Source organism: Nocardiopsis exhalans (assembly GCF_024134545.1).
Lineage (GTDB): Bacteria > Actinomycetota > Actinomycetes > Streptosporangiales > Streptosporangiaceae > Nocardiopsis > Nocardiopsis exhalans.
On record NZ_CP099837.1, the window covers coordinates 7490443 to 7506724 of the forward strand.

Consider the following 16282-nt stretch of genomic DNA (forward strand, 5'->3'; position numbering starts at 1 on the left):
GCCAACACCGCACATCCGATCCACGCCCCTCCCACGCCCCTCCCGCGCGCCACGAAGCGCGGAGGGTGAACACGAAAGGTGACAGGTCAGGAGCCTGCCCCAGGCATCCATCCAGTCACGACGGCCAACCGGGATCAGCGGGACCGCGTCCAACAGGACGGACATGCCCTGCTGATTCCCCCCGCCCCACTGGAGCATGCATGAACCCCGAACGCCCGCACCCACGTACACGCAGGATCCTCGCGGCCGGTGCCGCGACCCTCGCGCTCACCCTCGTCGCCTCCTGTTCCACAGCCGACGATCCGGACCAGCTCGAGGAAGGGGCCATCGCCCCGGACACCGAGGAGAGCGAGGGGGACGTCGAGGTCCAGGCCTCGGCCGAGGCCGCCTCGGAGCCCCTCACCATCGCCTTCGGCGGTGACGTGATGTTCGAGGGCATGCTCCGCCCCCGGCTGGACGATCCCGCCACCGCCCTCGACCCCATCTCCGAACAGCTCTCCGCCGCCGACCTCGCCATGGTCAACCTGGAGACCGCCGTCACCGAGGGCGGCACCCCCGTCCCGGGCAAGGACTTCGTCTTCCGTGCGCCCGCCAGCGCGCTGGAGGCGCTGGACGCCGCCGGCGTGGACGTGGCCACCGTCGCCAACAACCACGGCATGGACTTCGGCGAGGACGGTCTGCTGGACACCCTCGACAACGGAGACGCCTCACCCGTCGCCCTGGTGGGTGCGGGCCGGGACATCGACGAGGCCTACGCGCCGCACGTGGCCGAGGTCAACGGCCAGAGCGTGGCCATGTTCGGCGCCACCGACGTGCTCGACGACCACCTCATCCCCGCGTGGACCGCGGGCGAGGGCAAGCCCGGTCTGGCCTCCACCAAGTTCGAGATGAAGGACCGCATGCTCCAGGCGGTCTCCGAGGCCGCCGATGAGCACGACAACGTCGTGGTGTTCCTGCACTGGGGGCTGGAGGGCGCGCACTGCCCGCTCCCGCACGCGCCCGAGCTGGCCGATGACCTCATCACGGCAGGCGCCACCGCCGTGGTCGGCGGGCACCCGCACGTGCTCTCCCCTGGCGGCTTCCAGGGCAACGCCTACGTGCACTACGGCCTGAGCAACTTCGTGTTCTACAACTTCAGCGGGCCGACCGCCGAGACCGGTGTGCTGACCCTGACCTTCGACCAGGGCCGCGTCCTGGAGGCCGACTGGGCCCCGGCGCAGATCCAGGGCGGTGTCCCGGTCCCCTACGAGGGAGAGGCCGCCGAGCAGGCCCACCAGACCTGGGTGGACATGCGCCAGGAGTGCGGTCTGCCGCTCGCCGACTCACCTGCCTAGGCGGCACCGGCAGCCCATCACCGGGCCGAGGGCCGGGGCTCGAAGGTCCTGCCGGGGCCGATCCGTACGGGTCGGCCCCGGCTCATGTCTCCTGGGACCGCTGCTGCTCCCCTGGTTCCCCGCTCCCCGGCGATCCTCCGGACTCAACCAGGGGCGCCAGGCCCTCGAGCAGATGCTCCATCCCGAGGGCGTAGGTCCGGTCGATATCGAACTCGGGCGGGGCGGAAACCTTGGACATGTTCGGGTAGCGGCTCTGGTCGAACACGAGCTCGGCCCCCTTGCCCAACCAGAAGTCCAGGGAGTCCGCCCCCGTCTCGCGCTCCATCTCCCTGACCTGTGCGACCTGCAGCGCCATGCCAGAAATGTAGGCGCTGAGGATGGTGATGATCCGCAGCGCGTCATCGGGTGAGCAGCCCCGGTCGATAAGCAGCCCCATGATCCACTCGCCGTACGCCATGACCTTCTCGGACATGATCGGCCGGGTGACCGTGAGCAGCGTGGCGATCCACGGATGGGCACGGTAGACGACCCACTCCCGCTGTTGGAGCACTTCGACGGCCTGTCGCCAATCCGAGGGAACCGGGTCGGGCAGCTCCACCTCGGTGTAGACCTCGTCGAGCATCTCCCGCAGCAGTTCGTCCTTGTTGTCGATGTGGCGGTACAGCGCCATGGTGCTCACCCGGAGCTCGGTGGAGATCCTGCGCATGGACAGACCGCCGAGCCCTTCCGCGTCGGCGACGGCAATCGCCGCCCGGACGATGGCCGCACGGGTCAGAGCGGTGTCGGGTGCTGGACGGCCCTCACCTTCGACCGCCGAGTGCAGGCGGGCACGCATCGCCTCCGCTTCGGAGTGCCCCCGGTGCGGCGGCTGACTTGAGGAGCGCCGCGAGGGCTCAGGAGTCACCGGGGCGACCCCGGCGTCCCCGCGGACCACGGTGCCCACCCCGCGCACCGCTACCACCAGACCCTCCTGGCGTAGTGCGGAGAGCACCTTGGTGGCGGTGGCCATGGCCACCCCCCACTCCCGCGTGATCTCCCGGGTGGAGGGCACCCGGTCCCCCGGCTGCAGCTCTCCCCCGGCGATGCGCGCCCGGATGTCCGCGACAACCCGTGCGTACGGGGGGAGTTCCCCGCCCGTGTGCGATGCCATCCGTGCCCTCCGCTCCGAACCCGCCCGGAACCCTTGCGCTCCGAAGACTCAGCGTACTAGTGCACCCGTGCGCCCCGAAACCCCAGCACCCCGGCGACCGCACCCCCGGGAACGGCCGAATCACCACCAGACACCCTCTAGTGCACTAGTGCTCAACCTCAAAGAGAACCCTTCAATAAGGGTTTTCAAGGCCCAAAATTTATGTTTATTCTGTACGCACGCTCCGCATCACCCAAAAGCGCACCACCCGGGACTCAAGACGCGTACAACGTCTCACCCGTTCTTCGAACCCCACGGCCCCGGAGGCCACCATGACCCACACACCCACGACCGGGTCCCCCGCCCCGGCCACCGCGACCAGCGCGCTGCCGCTCGACCGCCGTTCCCTCGCGCCCGACCTGGCCCGGGGCGTGATGCTCCTGTTCATCGCGCTGGCGCACGCGCACATCTTCACGGTGTTGATCGGCGGCGGGGAGGCCGTCCAGTCCACCGCGGACCGGATCGCCACCGCGGGCAACGTCATGTTCGTCGAACTCCGCGCCTACCCGATGTTCGCGGCGCTCTTCGGCTACGGCCTCGCCCAGATCTACCGCCGCCGGACCGAACAGGGCCACGAATGGCCCTGGGTGCGCTCCCTGCTACGCCGCCGGAGCCGATGGCTGATCGTCTTCGGTGTGGTGCACGCGGCACTGCTGTTCTTCGGCGACATCCTGGCCGTGTACGGACTGCTGGCGCTGGTCTTCGTCGGGGTACTGCGGTTCCGTGACCGCACTCTCGTCATCCTGACCGTGATCTGGCTGCCCCTGGGCGCGACCCTCCAGGCACTGGTCGCCGCTGAACAGGCCACGACGGGTCAGAGCGTCTTCCCGCCGATGGGCGACGGGCTCATGGACGAACTCGTCATCCGCCTGACCATCTACGCGATGATCCTTCCGGTCATGGTCATCAGCACCGTCGTCCCCTTCCTCGTGGGGATCCTGGCCGCGCGCCACCGTGTGTTGGAGGAGCCCCGGCAGCACCTGAAGCTGCTCCGCGGCGCCGCCTTCGTCGGCCTCCCCCTGGGGGTGCTGGGCGGTCTGCCCCTCGCCCTGATCAAGGCCGAGACCTGGCCCGGGCACTCCCCGCTGGACGCCATGATCGCCGGCGGACTCCACCAGGTGACCGGTTACGCGGCCGGGTTCGGCTACGCGGCGCTGATCGCGCTGATCGCCGTGCGCCTGTCCGACCGGCGGGGCCCGGTCACCAACGCGCTGGAGGCGCTGGGGCAGCGGTCCCTGACCTTCTACCTGGCACAGTCCGTGGCCTGGGCGGTGCTGTTCGCCTCCTACACACTCCACTTCCAGCTCACCTCTCCGGCCCTGGCCGTGGGCATCGCGGTGGCCGTGTGGCTGACCACGGTGGTCCTCGCCGATCTCATGCGCCGCCGGAACACGCGAGGACCGGCCGAGGTCGCGCTGCGCCGCCTCACCTACCGCTCGTAAGGCACCTACAGGTCGAAGCTCGCCCACGGGCCGGCCGCGCCTACAGGCCGTGCCGAGCGGCCACCGCGTCGATCTCGGCCAGCAGCTCACGACGGCGGGCCGCGCCCAGATAGGAGGCGTGCACACCGTTGCGGGCCAACCGCACCAGCCCGTCCGACCCCACCAGGTCGTGCGCGATCTCGTACTCACCGGTCAGGTCGCTGCCGAACAGGGTGGGGTCGTCGCTGTTGAGGGTGACCAGCAGCCCCGAATCGAGCATGGCGGGCAGCGGGTGGTCCTCGATCCGGTCCACCACACGCGTGCAGATGTTGGAGGTGGGGCTGACATCCACCGGAACCTGCGCGTCCACCAGCCGATCCAACAGCTCGGGGTCCTTCATCGTGTCGATGCCGTGCCCGATCCGCTCTGCTCCCAGCAGGTCCAGCGCCTCCCGGACCCGTTCCGGCCCGGCCTGCTCACCCGCGTGCGGGAGGCTGGCCAGTCCGGCCGCCCGAGCCCGGCCGAACACCTCCGCATACTGCCCGAGCGGGGTCTCCACCCCGCCGACCCCGAACCCCACCACGCTCGGCGGGCCGTCCCGGAGCACCGCCTCGACCGTCTCTTCCGCAGTCTGGACTCCGAAGTCGGCGGGAAAGTCGGGGATCCACCTCAGCTGGATGCCGTGCTCACGTTCGGCCTCCCTGCGAGCCTGCTCGATCCCGTCGAAGACCACCTTCGCCGGGACCCCGCGCATCAGGTGGGTGTACAGGCTCACGTGCACCTCCGCGTAGCGCACGTTCTGGGCGGCCAGCCGTTCGGCGACGACCGAGGTCAGCAGGGCGAAGTCGGCTTCGTCCCGGAGCGTGCGTACCGAGGCCAGGTAGACCTCGACGAAGTGCGGGAAGTCGGTGAAGGCGTACCATTCCCGGAGCTCCTCCAGGGTGTCCGGGATGCCCTCAACCCGGTGCCGTTTGGCCAGTTCGAAGAGGGTGTCGGCGGGCATTGAGCCCTCGAGGTGAACGTGCAGCTCGACCTTGGGCAGATCCCGGACGAGCTGGCCGGCGGGCGGAGCGACGAGCGGTCCGGCGGAGGCCTGGCAGTCGAGGGTCGGGAAGTTCTGGTTCATAGCGCCAACCTAGAAGCGCGGGGCGACCGGTGGCCACCGCAGGGGGTCCGAGGTGGGCAACCTGACGAAAGTTGGGGAACTCCGCCGCGAGGTGCTGACCAAAGAGCATGGTGTCACCTGAGGCCTTCTCCGTAGCTTGGGGATCACTAGCCCAGCGGCACGCCCCCCGAGACGAAGGCCCAGATCATGAACACCCAGCCCACCGCTCCCCGTCCCACCGGCTCCCAGATCCTCGGCGCCCGGACCCAGATCTACGCGCGGAGCAGCCCTGGTGGTTACGCCGTCCGCGGCGCGGCCCTGGCCGCTGCGGGCACCGTGTTGCTCGCCGCTACCGCCGCCTCGCCGTCCCTGGCCGTTCCGGGCAGCATTCCGGGTTGGACCCTGATCGGGATCCTGGGCGCGACGCTTGTCGGTGCCCTGCTGGTCGGGCTGCCCATGTACTTCCACGCGAGGGCACTGCCCGAGAGCGGGGAGACCGACCCGATCCGGTACGCCTCGGCCAAGCTCCAGGCCGCTTCCGGGGAACTCGGTCCGGACCCGGCCACCAACCGCCTGGCCCGCCGGCTGTCCGACCGGCTCGTGCACAGCAGCAACCCCGCATACTCCCTGACCGGACTGGTCGTCGGCCTGGCGTTCGTCGCCCTCCTCCCCATGGCCGACGTCATCGGCCCCGGATTCGACCCCCGGAACCTGATCCAGCTCACGCCCGCCTTCGGGTTCCTCATCGTCTTCACCCTCGTCTACTCCCACGCCAAGACGCAGCACGCACGCTTCAAGGCGTTCCGTGAGAGCTACGACGCCGCTAACGGCTGAGCGCCCGGCCGGCCCGGCATCCGAGAACACCAGCCGACCAGGCCCGCAGGGACCGGAGGACTCACTCCGACGGCAGCCCGCCGTTGACCCTTCGGGGGACAGCAAGCGGGTTGCCGTCCCTCAGTTCCGGGGGCAGCAGCGGCTGCGGCACCGACTGGTAGGTGACCGGCCGCAGGAACCGGCGGATCGCGGTAGTGCCCACCGAGGTGTGCAGGGGCGCGGTCGTCGCCGGGTAGGGGCCGCCGTGGGTCATCGCGTGGGTGACCGCCACCCCGGTCGGCCAGCCGTTCCAGATGACCCGCCCCGCCACCGAAGCGCCCAGGGCCAGCAGCGCCGGGGCCATCGGGTCCTCCTCCTCGCCGTGGACGGTGACGGTGAGCTGGCCGTGCAGTACCCCGCCCACCTCCAGCAGACGGCGTTCGTCGGGGTAGGAGACCACGAGGGCGGCGGGCCCGAAGCACTCGGCCAGCAGGTCCTCGGAGTGCTCCAGCAGGGAGTCGAGATCGGTGCGCAGCAGGCTCGGTGACCAGCCCTCGGCACCCTCAACACCCTCGACGATCTGCCGACCCCTGACCAGTACCTCCGTGGCCGGATGAGCGCTCAGCGCCTCCAGCCCGCGGACGAACCCCTCACCCACCCGGTCGTTGAGCAGCGGGGCGGCGGCCCGGCCCTCGAAGTCGGCGACCAGCGCGTCCAGCTCGGCGCCCTCGGGGACGAACACCACCCCGGGCTTGGTGCAGAACTGGCCTGAGCCCATCGTGGCCGAACCCGCGTAGCCCTCCAGGATCTGTCCGCCCCGGGCGGACATCGCCGCACGGGTCACGAACACCGGGTTGACGCTACCGAGCTCCCCGTAGAACGGGATGGGCTCCGGACGCGAGACCGCGAGGTCGTACAGGGCGCGCCCACCGGGGATGGAACCGGTGAAGCCCACCGCCCGCGTGAGCGGGTGCGTGACCGCGCGCTTGCCCGCCTCGAACCCGCTCACCAGTGCGAACACACCCTCAGGCGCTCCGGCGTCGGACAGCGCGGCCACCACCAGCTCAGCGGTCAGGCGGGCCAGCTCCGGGTGGCCGGGGTGGGCCTTGACCACCACCGGGCAGCCCGCGGCCAGGGCCGAGGCGGTGTCGCCGCCGGCCGTGGAGAAGGCGAAGGGGAAGTTGCTGGCCCCGAACACCACCACCGGGCCCAGCGGGACCAGCAGGCGCCGCACGTCCGGCCGCGGCGTGCCCCAGTCCGGGTCGGCCGGGTCGATCATCGCCTCCAGGTACTCGCCCTCCTCAAGGACATCCGCGAACAGGCGGAGCTGGAAGGTGGTCCGGCCGAGCTCGCCCCGGCATCGCGCTTCGGGGTAGTGGGCCTCGGCCATCGCGACGGGGACGAGCCGGTCGGCCGCACCGTCCAGGGCGTCGGCCACGGTCCGCAGCGCGCGGGCGCGGTCGGCGGCGGGCAGGGCGGCGTAGAGCGGGGCCGCGGCGGCCGCGCGCTCCAGTACGGCGTCGAGTTCCTCGGGTGTGGTCTCGCGGAGCTCTTCCGCTGCGGCGCAGGGGGCCGCTGCGGTGTCAGGGGCCGAGGGGACGCGTGGGGTTTCGGTGGTCATGTCCAGAACCTCCTGGAGGGGTGCGTGCACTGCGTCGGGCACAGGCCCCACGATGCCATGCCCCCTTCTGTTCGGCACGGCACACCATTCGAAATGCGACTACTCGACTACCCACGGCGACACTGGGCGGCGCCGAGCGACACAACAGACAAAAGACGCGACTCCGCCCCCCGCGCCCCAAAGCCGCCCCCACCTCGCAGAACGTCGGCCGCACCGGCCGGGAGCGTGCTCCCCCGAGGATCCCGGGAACGAAACTGGAATTTCCCCGGAACCAGTTGATTCCGGAAAGGCATCATAGGTGGTGTGACGACTAATTCCCGAAGTTCAACGCCCCCGCGCGCGCGGCGGAACCCCGGTGCGAACAACGGGACCGCCGCTCCGCGTGAGAGCCGTGGACCCGCAGGCGTCGCCAACGACGAACTCGCGTTCGCCCAGGCCCCCCTGCGCAGGCTCCCGGCCCAACAGCGCAGCATGGTCCGGGTCCAGCGCATGCTCGACTGCTGCGCCGACCTCCTCGACGAAGTCGGCTACGACAACCTCTCCACCACCCGCATCGCCGAACGCGCCGGGGTAGCCATCGGCTCCGTCTACCAGTTCTTCCCGGACAAGAAGGCGATCACCCAGGCCCTGGGACTGCGCTTCCTGGACCAGTTCAGCTCCCGGGTGACCGAACGCCTGGCGGACGCCTCATTCACCCACTGGACCGTGGCCGTCGACGCCATCATCGACGAGTACATCGACATGCACCGCAACGTGCCGGGTTTCCGCAGCCTGCACTTCGGTGACATAGTCGACCCCCGGCTGCTCAGCGGCGGCAGCGACAACAACCGCGTCATCTCGGTGCGGCTGCGCAGGATCATCGTCTCCGTCACCGGGATCCCCGACGACGACGAACTCGACCGCGCCATCCACGTCGCCGTCGAAGCCGCGGACGCCGTCCTCAAACTCGCCTTCCGCGACAACCCCGACGGCGACCCCGCCCTCGTCTACGAGGCCAAGCGCCTGGTCAGCAGCTACCTGTCCCACTTCTCCGAACGCAACGGAGGCGATCATCCTTGGTAGTCGACGCACCGTCCCTCTCCGCGCCCCTCACCGGCACCGCCGCGGGCGTGCCCTTCCTCGCCCTGCCCCCGGCCGCGGCCACCGACGTCCCGGCCCCGCTCGTGGTGGGCCTGCACGCCTTCGAACCACCGCGCAGTGAGTCGGCCCTGGCCGGAGCGGTCCCGATGGCCTCGCTCCCGGCCTGGCGGGTCTACCTCGGCCTCCCCCTGTTCGGCCACCGCCTGCCCGAGGGCGGTGTGGCCGAGATCAACCAGCGCGGTGAACGCGACTACCTCGTCGAGCTCTTCGGCCCGGTGGTCGAGGAGGCCGCGGCCGAACTGCGCCGGGTCGTCGACGAGCTGCGTTCGACCTTCCCCGTCGCCGACGTCCCGGTCGGGCTGGTGGGGGTGGGCGCCGGAGCCAGCGCCGTACTCCTGGCCCTGGCCGAGAACCGCCTGCCAGCGGGCGCGGCAGCGGTCATCAACCCGATCGTGGACCCCTCACTCCTCATGGCCGCCCGCGAACGCCGCACGGGCACCCCGTACCGCTGGGGCCCGCAGGCCCAGCAGACCCGGAGCTGGCTGGACTTCTCCGCCAGGGCCGCCGAGATCTCCGGCACCGCCACCCCCCTGCTCGTGGTCAACGGCGGCCAGGACGAGGTCGCCCCACCCGAACACGGCCGCGCCTTCCACGACGTCCTCACCCGGCAGAGCGCGGATCAGGGCCTTCAGCAGGACGCCCGGCATGCGCTCCGTCACATCGTGGTGCCCGACCTGGCACACGCGATCGGCCCCGAGCCCGGCCTCGAACCGGGCCCGCTCACCCCGGCCGGGGTACTCACCGACCGAGCCCTCACCGAGTGGTTCCACCTGCACCTGACCACTTCCGCGCAGGTCCAGGCGCCCTCGGACTCCTAGGTCCCGGCCTCCCCCGGTCCCGGTCACACGTCCCGAACACGGCAACGGCCGACGTTCACCCATGGCACCCCGCGGCATTCCCCCGTGGCCGTTTCCCGGACGCCACCGCGACAGTCAGTACACGTTCCATGGGATCATCCAGGGGCGACCGCGTCAGCGGTCCCACCTGATCCGTTTCGACTCATCCACCAGGAAGGGCGAACCACGTGACGGAACCGGCACCGGTCTTTGCCAGCGGGGTCGACAACGAGAGACTGAACGCGCAGCTGCGCTTCATCCTCGAAGTGGACAAACTCAAGCGGGTCCTGCGGCAGAACCTGCTGGTGGACGGCTCCCGGCGGGAGAACTCCGCGGAGCACTCCTGGCACCTGGCACTGTCCGCCCGCACCTTCGCCGAGCACGCGCCCGAGGGCACCGACATCGATCGTGTCACCGAGATGCTCCTGATCCACGACATCGTGGAGATCGACGCGGGCGACACCTTCCTGTTCGACCAGGTCAACACCGAGACGCAGGCGGAGCGCGAGCGCGCCGCCGCCGACCGCCTCTTCCCGCTCCTGCCCGAGGACCAGGCCGTCCGGGCCCGTGAGCTGTGGGAGGAGTTCGAGGCGCGGCTGACCCCGGAGGCGCGGTTCGCCCGCGCGGTCGACCGCCTCGCCCCGATGCTCGCCAACTGGCACAACGAGGGCGGCGCGTGGGTGCGTTTCGGCGTCACCCGGGCACAGGTCATGGAGAAGGTGAAGATGATCTCCGAGGGCTCCGAGGCCCTGGGGTCGTACGCCACCGCCCTGATCGACGACGCGGACCGGCGCGGCTACTTCCGCCGCTGAGCGGCCGGGCGGGTAGGGACGGGTCAGACCCGGCCCATGATCAGCTGGACCGCGGCGGTCAGACCGACGATGACCAGCACCGCGCGCAGGGCGGTCGGACTGAGCTTGCGGCCGAAGTTGGCGCCCAGGTAGCCGCCGACGATGGTGCCGACCGCGAGCAGGGCCACCACGGGCCACGCGGGTGAGGCCAGAACGATGTAGAACACCGCAGCGGTGCTGTTGGCGATGGTGGCCAGCGCGTTCTTCAGGGCGTTGAGCCGCTGGAGGTCGTCGTCCAGGGTCGCGCCGAGCAGGCTGATCAGGATGATCCCCTGTGCGGCGGCGAAGTACCCGCCGTAGGTTCCGGCCCCGTAGGCGCCCACCGGCATCCAGACGCCGCCGTTCTTCGAGGCGGGCTTGCGCGAGCGGGCCCACTTGGTGATGCGGGGCTGGAAGATGATCAGCAGGCAGGCACCGCCGATCATGAACGGCACCACGGACTCGAAGACACCCGAGGGCAGGTAGATCAGCAGCATGGCGCCGGTGACGGCGCCGAGGAAGGACATGGTGCCGAAGCGGATCAGCCGTTCCTTCTGCCCGGCCAGCTCGCGCCGGTAGGCGATGGTTCCGCTGAGTGTCCCGGGGGCCAGGCCGACGCTGTTGGAGATGGTCGCGGTGATCGGCGGGTAGCCGAGCGCGAGCAGCACCGGGAAGGTGAAGAGCGTCCCCGATCCGGCGATGGCGTTGATCCCGCCGGCGGCCACACCGGCGATCAGAATGGCCAGGGCCTCCCAGAGTTCCATCCCACCGGCCTTCCGAACCACGCCCCCGACCCTCGAGGGCCAGAACAGACTACGAGACCCGGTCATCGGATCATCAGGCCGGGGCCGGGCAAACACGAGGCCCCGCCGCACCGGTTCGGGTACCGCGGGGCCTCACGAGGAATCAGGTCAGGTCGGGATCTTCACGACCTCTTTCTGGATGCGCTCGAAGGCGCTGCTGACGCCCTGGAGCGCCTGGCCCATCTCCGCCGGGACGATCCACACCTTGTTGGCGTCGCCCTTGGCGATCTCCGGGAGCTTCTGGAGGTACTGGTAGGCGAGCACGTCCGGGTCGACCCGACTCGTGTGCAGGGCCTTGAACACCATGTGGATGGCGTCGGCCTCACCGCGGGCCCGCAGGGTCTGCGCGTCCGCGTCGGCCTTGGCCGTGAGCATCTGCGCCTCGGCGTTACCCTTCGCCTTCAGCACGGACGAGGAGCGTTCACCCTCGGCCCGCAGTACCAAGGCCTGCTTCTCACCCTCGGCACTGAGCAGCTGGGCGCGCTTCTCGCGGTCCGCGCGCATCTGCATCTCCATCGCCTCCTGCACGGAGGACGGCGGCTCGATGCCCTTGAGCTCGATCCGGCTGATCTCGATGCCCCAGTCGCGCGTGGCCTCGTCCAGTACGGACTTGAGCTCGCGGTTGATCTGGTCCCGGGAGGTGAGCGTGCCCTCCAGGTTCATGCCACCGATCACGTTGCGCAGGGTGGCGAGGGTGAGCTGCTCGACCGCCTGGATGAAGTTGGCGACCTCGTAGGTGGCGCGGTAGGCGTCCACGACCCGGATGTAGACTGCGGAGTCGACCTCGACCGCCAGGTTGTCCTCGGTGATGGCCGACTGCGGCGGGAAGCTGACCACCTGCACACGGCGGTCGATACGTTCCCGGACCTGGTCAACACCGGGAATCACGATGTTGAAACCGGAACTGAGCGTTCGGTGGAACTTACCGAAACGCTCGACCACGTCCTCCATCGAGTGCGGCACGATACGCACACTTCGCCAGAAGATGATCAACAGGACGGCGACGAAAAGTACGACGACGATGATGCTCGTAGCCATGGGTTAGCGAACCTTCCCGACGTCGAACCGGGTAACGGTGTTCAACAGCGGCATCTGCGGCAGCTCCGGATCTCCTGACGGGGGTGACAGGCAGCGTGGAAGCGGACCGCACCCTCGCAGCCCGCCGGGGATGATCATAAAGCGCGCCGAAATAGAGCGATCCGCTCACTGAACGTTGACGCTACCCCATACCCCTCCGGGACGACCACATCCGGACGGAAATAGGATTTACGGACAATACATTCCCGGCATATAAACGTCCCCTATTTCACGGGAACAGCCACGTCAGGCAGGCAGTCAACCTTGGGGAGACGAGGGCGACCCCAAGGCGTGTTCCGCGGCACGCCCTAGACAGCCCTGGCCGTCCAACGTCCCCCGTCGCGCTCCACCTTCAACGGCAGCCCGAAGGTCTCGCTGAGGTGCTCGGCGGTCATCACCTCGTCCAGCGGTCCGGCCTGCACCACGGCCCCGTCCCGGATCAGCAGCCCGTGGGTGAAGCCGGGCGGAATCTCCTCGACGTGGTGGGAGACCACCACCAGCGCCGGCGCCATCTCGTTGGCGGCCAGCTTGCCCAGACGGCGCAGCAGGTCCTCACGGCCTCCCAGGTCCAGCCCGGCCGCGGGCTCGTCCAGGAGCAGCAGCTCGGGGTCGGACATCAGCGCGCGGGCGATCAGCACCCGCTTGCGCTCGCCCTCGGAAAGAGTGTGGAAGTCGCGGTCGGCGAAGTCGGCCACGCCCCAGTGGCCCAGCAGCGCACGCGCCCGGCCGTAATCGGGGGTGCCGTACTCCTCGCGGAAGCGGCCCAGATACCCGTAGGCGGCGCTGACCACCAGATCGAGAACAGGCGTGCCCTCCTCGATCCGGTTGGACACCGAGGCGCCCGCGTAGCCGATCAGCGGCCGCAGCTCGAACACGTCGACACCACCGAGGTGCTCCCCGAGGATCTCGACCTTGCCCGCGGTGGGGTACAGCTGGCTGGAAGCCACGTTCAGCAGGGTGGTCTTGCCCGCCCCGTTGGGACCGAGCACGACCCAGCGCTCGCCCTCCAGCACCGACCAGTCGGCGCCGTCGAGCAGGTTCTCGCCGCCGCGCCGTACCGTGACCCCGTTCAGGCCCAGAACACGCCCGTCCATCATCCTCCTATCGTCACGTCCCACGCCGGTGCACGGGCCGCCCTACCCTGAAGTAATGCATCTGACGTCCGCACCGCTCGTCGCCTGGGGCAACGCCTGGCTGTCCGGCCACGTCGGGTTGGACGACGCCGTCGACGCCGTGGAACGCCGGAGCGGCCCCAACCTGATCGGGACAGTACCGCTAGGCGACCTGCCGTTCGACAGTGACGTACCGCTGCGTACCGCACTGGTACGCCTTCGTGGCCTGGGGTTGTCCGCGTTCCGGTTGGCGCTGCCCGCCTGGGGTGATCCGTTCGGGCTGGTGGGCCCGGCGGAGCTCAACCAGGCCGCCATCGAGGCTCAGGAGGGGGTGCTGGTGCAGCTCGCCGAACGGCAGGTGGGCCTGGTGCCCGCCGCCGACCGGCGTGGTTCATCCTACGTGGGCGTTTCGTGGGCTCCGTATCCGGCAAACGACGCCATCCCCCAAACACCCGACCTGCCCGAGGCCGAGCGGCAACTCAAGCTCACGCTGCTCCGGGTCGCCGAACAACTCCAGGGCGTGGACGACGTCGCGGGGTTCGCCCCTGCCGTGCACAGGGCCCTCGGTGACCTGGGTGACTCGGGTGTCCCGCTGTTGGCCCACGGCTATCCTCACCGCGCGCACCGGGTGGCGGCTCAGGCCGAGCGGCTGGCAAAAGTAGTCGAACTGGCCGAGCCCACCTCCGGAAGGGGCCTCAGCGCCTACCAGACACAGCTCCGCCGGGACGCCCTCCACCAGCTCGACGCGGCCGTGCGCAGGGCCCTGGTGGCGGCGCACGCCGCCATAGAGCTGCCGTAGACGGGTATGGAACCCTGGGAGTGGTGTCGGGAATTCTCGGGGTGAAGCCAGGGGATTCACCTGATCCGCACGTGAAGCGGTCACCCCGATACTTGGGTGAGAGCAGCACAGGGTGAGGGGCCGCCCGTGGCCGACCCGCATAAGGAGGAGAGCCGTCATCATGCAACCCGAGCACATCCGAGCTTCGGACGCGGACCGGGACCAGGTTGCCGAACGGCTCCGTGACGCCCTCGCGGAGGGGCGGCTCAGCCCGGTCGAACACGAGGAGCGCCTCGACACTCTCTACAAGGCCAAGACCATCGGGGAGCTGTCCCCGATCATCTCCGACCTCCCCGGCTCCGGAACCTCCGTGCCGTACGGCTACACCGCCACGGACGGCGGGCTCGACGGCATGGAGGTCCTCGGCAGCGAAGCCCGGGACCTGGCCGGACAGAGCAAGGGCTCGGAGAACCTCGTCGCGGTCTTCGGCGGCTGCGAGCGCCGCGGTCGCTGGCTGGTGGAGCCCCGCACCAACGTCTCCGTGCTCTGCGGCGGGGTGGAACTGGACCTGCGCGAAGCGGTGCTGAGCCAGCCCGAGGTGACCATCCAGCTCGCCGTGATCATGGGCGGGGTCGACATCACCGTGCCCCACGGGGTACGGGTGATCAACAACACGTCAGCGATTCTGGGCGGGACGGACCTGCACGGAACGGACCAGGTCACGGACCCGAACGCCCCCGTCGTACACCTGACCGGCACCTGCATGCTGGGCGGAGTGGACGTCAAGGCCAAGAAGGTGAAGAAGAAGCGCAAGGGCCGCCGCGACAAATAGTGTCCACATAGTGAACTAGCTGCGAAAACCCCAGCCCCTGCCCGTCACTCCCGCCCCACGGCCGAGTACCGTGGAGATCGCCATGAGTGATGAATCCACGTTGTTGGTCACGGTGACCGGGCGCGACCGTCCGGGCATCAGCGCACGCCTTCTGAGCACCCTCTCCGTCTTCCCCGTCACCATCGTCGACCTCGAGCAGGTCGTCCTGGGCGGGCGACTGGTCCTGGGCGCGATTCTGGAGGTCGACGAACGGGTCGCCCCTGGGGTGAGCCGCCAGCGGGTCTTCGAGGAGATCCGCTCCGCCCTGGACAAGACCGCCATCGACCTCGACATGGAGGTCGAGTACGCCGACGGCAACAACCGCGTGAACGAGGTCGCTTCCGAGCGGCTCCACGTCACCGTCCTCGCCGCACCCCTACGCCCCGGCGCCCTGGGGGCGATCACCTCCTGTGTGGCCCGTTCCGGAGCCAACATCGACCGCATAGAGCGGCTCTCCGGCTACCCGGTCACCTCCGTGGAGATGGAGATCTCCGGAGGCAACCCGGACCAGCTCCGCGCCGAACTCGCCATGGAGTCCGCCACCCAGGGTGTGGACGTCGCCGTGCAAGCCAGCGGCCTGCACCGCCGCGGCAAGCACCTCATCGTCATGGACGTCGACTCGACCCTCATCCAGGGCGAAGTCATCGAACTCCTCGCGGCCCACGCGAACTGCCTCGACGAGGTAGCCAGGGTCACCGAAGAAGCGATGCGCGGCGAACTCGACTTCGAGGAGTCCCTCCGCCGACGCGTGTCCCTCCTCAAGGGCCTGGACGCCTCCGCGATCGACAGGGTCCGCGAAGAGATCCAGCTGACCCCGGGTGCCCGCACCCTCGTCCGCACACTCAAGCGCCTCGGCTACGAGTGCGGCATCGTCAGCGGCGGCTTCACCCAGATCACCGACGTCCTGGTGGAGGACCTCGGCCTGGACTACTCCGCGGCGAACACCCTGGAAATCCTCGACGGCAAACTCACCGGCAACCTGGTCGGCCCCATCATCGACCGCAAGGGCAAGGCCACCACCCTCCAGCGCTTCGCCGAAGAAGCCGGCGTCCCCCTCGAACAAACCGTGGCCGTAGGCGACGGCGCCAACGACCTCGACATGCTCCAAACCGCGGGCCTGGGTGTCGCCTTCAACGCCAAGCCGGTCGTCCGCCAACAGGCCGACACCTCGGTGAACGTGCCCTACCTGGACACCATCGCCTTCATCCTCGGCATCACCCGCGAAGAAATCGAAGCCGCCGACCTCGTCACAGCACCCCAGGACTAACCAAGCGTCAGAGGGGACTCCGCGTGTGCGGAGTCCCCTCTGACGTACCCCGGGGGTGAACCCGTGCGTTCCCCTCCCCTTCCGT

15 protein-coding genes are annotated in these 16282 nt (G+C 69.6%); 9 read left to right on the forward strand and 6 right to left on the reverse strand.

Translation table 11 applies throughout. From position 1 onward, the window contains the following. Nucleotides 1–200: 200 nt before the first annotated feature. Nucleotides 201–1334: a CapA family protein gene (locus tag NE857_RS33590; protein WP_254419232.1), complete on the forward strand. Its 1134-nt coding sequence runs from the start codon at nt 201–203 to the stop codon at nt 1332–1334. An 82-nt stretch (nt 1335–1416) separates the two neighbouring features. Here the strand turns inward: NE857_RS33590 and NE857_RS33595 are convergent, their stop codons facing one another. After that, nucleotides 1417–2484, reverse strand: coding sequence for a GntR family transcriptional regulator (locus NE857_RS33595; protein ID WP_254419233.1), 1068 nt, complete (start codon nt 2482–2484; stop codon nt 1417–1419). A gap of 311 nt (nt 2485–2795) precedes the next feature. Here NE857_RS33595 and NE857_RS33600 point away from each other — a divergent pair, with 311 nt between their 5' ends. Beyond that, nucleotides 2796–3965 carry a DUF418 domain-containing protein gene (locus NE857_RS33600; protein ID WP_254419234.1) on the forward strand — a complete coding sequence of 390 codons (1170 nt, stop codon included), beginning with the start codon at nt 2796–2798 and terminating at the stop codon, nt 3963–3965. A gap of 40 nt (nt 3966–4005) precedes the next feature. On the opposite strand, the gene add is transcribed toward NE857_RS33600, so the two are convergent. Then, complete coding sequence (add, locus tag NE857_RS33605; protein ID WP_254419235.1) at nt 4006–5070, reverse strand: adenosine deaminase; 1065 nt, start codon at nt 5068–5070, stop codon at nt 4006–4008. Nucleotides 5071–5256: 186 nt separating this feature from the next. Between add and NE857_RS33610 the strand changes: the two genes are divergently transcribed. Continuing rightward, complete coding sequence (locus NE857_RS33610; RefSeq protein ID WP_017584019.1) at nt 5257–5883, forward strand: hypothetical protein; 627 nt, start codon at nt 5257–5259, stop codon at nt 5881–5883. A gap of 61 nt (nt 5884–5944) precedes the next feature. On the opposite strand, the gene NE857_RS33615 is transcribed toward NE857_RS33610, so the two are convergent. Continuing rightward, the gene (locus NE857_RS33615) at nt 5945–7525 is read right to left on the reverse strand and encodes an aldehyde dehydrogenase (NADP(+)) (RefSeq protein WP_254419236.1); all 1581 of its coding nucleotides are present in this window, start codon (nt 7523–7525) and stop codon (nt 5945–5947) included. A 429-nt stretch (nt 7526–7954) separates the two neighbouring features. Between NE857_RS33615 and NE857_RS33620 the strand changes: the two genes are divergently transcribed. From NE857_RS33620 to NE857_RS33630, 3 genes are all read left to right on the forward strand, one after another. Further along, nucleotides 7955–8545 carry a TetR/AcrR family transcriptional regulator gene (locus tag NE857_RS33620; protein WP_017584021.1) on the forward strand — a complete coding sequence of 197 codons (591 nt, stop codon included), beginning with the start codon at nt 7955–7957 and terminating at the stop codon, nt 8543–8545. Continuing rightward, complete coding sequence (locus NE857_RS33625) at nt 8539–9441, forward strand: alpha/beta hydrolase family protein (protein WP_254419237.1); 903 nt, start codon at nt 8539–8541, stop codon at nt 9439–9441. The genes NE857_RS33620 and NE857_RS33625 overlap by 7 nt, the downstream gene beginning before the upstream one ends. Nucleotides 9442–9647: 206 nt before the next feature. Continuing rightward, nucleotides 9648–10271 carry an HD domain-containing protein gene (locus NE857_RS33630; RefSeq protein ID WP_017584023.1) on the forward strand — a complete coding sequence of 208 codons (624 nt, stop codon included), beginning with the start codon at nt 9648–9650 and terminating at the stop codon, nt 10269–10271. A 23-nt stretch (nt 10272–10294) separates the two neighbouring features. Here NE857_RS33630 and NE857_RS33635 read toward each other — a convergent pair whose 3' ends face one another. The 3 genes from NE857_RS33635 to NE857_RS33645 all read right to left on the reverse strand — a co-directional run bounded on the left by NE857_RS33635 (nt 10295) and on the right by NE857_RS33645 (nt 13263). Next, nucleotides 10295–11053, reverse strand: coding sequence for a sulfite exporter TauE/SafE family protein (locus tag NE857_RS33635; RefSeq protein ID WP_254419238.1), 759 nt, complete (start codon nt 11051–11053; stop codon nt 10295–10297). A gap of 147 nt (nt 11054–11200) precedes the next feature. Continuing rightward, a complete protein-coding gene (locus NE857_RS33640) occupies nt 11201–12130 on the reverse strand; it encodes an SPFH domain-containing protein (RefSeq protein ID WP_017584025.1) in 930 nt (309 codons plus the stop codon). Nucleotides 12131–12477: 347 nt separating this feature from the next. Beyond that, nucleotides 12478–13263, reverse strand: coding sequence for an ABC transporter ATP-binding protein (locus tag NE857_RS33645; RefSeq protein WP_254422175.1), 786 nt, complete (start codon nt 13261–13263; stop codon nt 12478–12480). A 55-nt stretch (nt 13264–13318) separates the two neighbouring features. Here NE857_RS33645 and NE857_RS33650 point away from each other — a divergent pair, with 55 nt between their 5' ends. The 3 genes from NE857_RS33650 (at nt 13319) to serB (ending at nt 16197) form a co-directional block, all read left to right on the forward strand. Next, on the forward strand, nt 13319–14080 hold the full coding sequence (locus NE857_RS33650; protein WP_254419239.1) for an Rv1486c family protein: 762 nt from the start codon (nt 13319–13321) through the stop codon (nt 14078–14080). Between the two features lie 160 nt (nt 14081–14240). Then, nucleotides 14241–14891 carry a DUF1707 SHOCT-like domain-containing protein gene (locus NE857_RS33655; protein WP_254419240.1) on the forward strand — a complete coding sequence of 217 codons (651 nt, stop codon included), beginning with the start codon at nt 14241–14243 and terminating at the stop codon, nt 14889–14891. Nucleotides 14892–14973: 82 nt separating this feature from the next. Then, nucleotides 14974–16197 carry a phosphoserine phosphatase SerB gene (gene serB, locus NE857_RS33660; RefSeq protein ID WP_254419241.1) on the forward strand — a complete coding sequence of 408 codons (1224 nt, stop codon included), beginning with the start codon at nt 14974–14976 and terminating at the stop codon, nt 16195–16197. The last annotated feature ends 85 nt before the right edge of the window (nt 16198–16282 follow it).

Bases quoted from the DNA above. Each gene is read 5' to 3' on its own strand.
- NE857_RS33590 (WP_254419232.1), top strand. From the start codon at position 201: ATGAACCCCGAACGCCCGCACCCACGTACACGCAGGATCCTCGCGGCC.
- NE857_RS33595 (WP_254419233.1), bottom strand. From the start codon at position 2,484: ATGGCATCGCACACGGGCGGGGAACTCCCCCCGTACGCACGGGTTGTC.
- NE857_RS33600 (WP_254419234.1), top strand. From the start codon at position 2,796: ATGACCCACACACCCACGACCGGGTCCCCCGCCCCGGCCACCGCGACC.
- NE857_RS33635 (WP_254419238.1), bottom strand. From the start codon at position 11,053: ATGGAACTCTGGGAGGCCCTGGCCATTCTGATCGCCGGTGTGGCCGCC.
- serB (WP_254419241.1), top strand. From the start codon at position 14,974: ATGAGTGATGAATCCACGTTGTTGGTCACGGTGACCGGGCGCGACCGT.
- NE857_RS33620 (WP_017584021.1), top strand. From the start codon at position 7,955: ATGGTCCGGGTCCAGCGCATGCTCGACTGCTGCGCCGACCTCCTCGAC.
- NE857_RS33610 (WP_017584019.1), top strand. From the start codon at position 5,257: ATGAACACCCAGCCCACCGCTCCCCGTCCCACCGGCTCCCAGATCCTC.
- NE857_RS33640 (WP_017584025.1), bottom strand. From the start codon at position 12,130: ATGGCTACGAGCATCATCGTCGTCGTACTTTTCGTCGCCGTCCTGTTG.
- add (WP_254419235.1), bottom strand. From the start codon at position 5,070: ATGAACCAGAACTTCCCGACCCTCGACTGCCAGGCCTCCGCCGGACCG.
- NE857_RS33645 (WP_254422175.1), bottom strand. From the start codon at position 13,263: ATGGACGGGCGTGTTCTGGGCCTGAACGGGGTCACGGTACGGCGCGGC.
- NE857_RS33650 (WP_254419239.1), top strand. From the start codon at position 13,319: ATGCATCTGACGTCCGCACCGCTCGTCGCCTGGGGCAACGCCTGGCTG.
- NE857_RS33655 (WP_254419240.1), top strand. From the start codon at position 14,241: ATGCAACCCGAGCACATCCGAGCTTCGGACGCGGACCGGGACCAGGTT.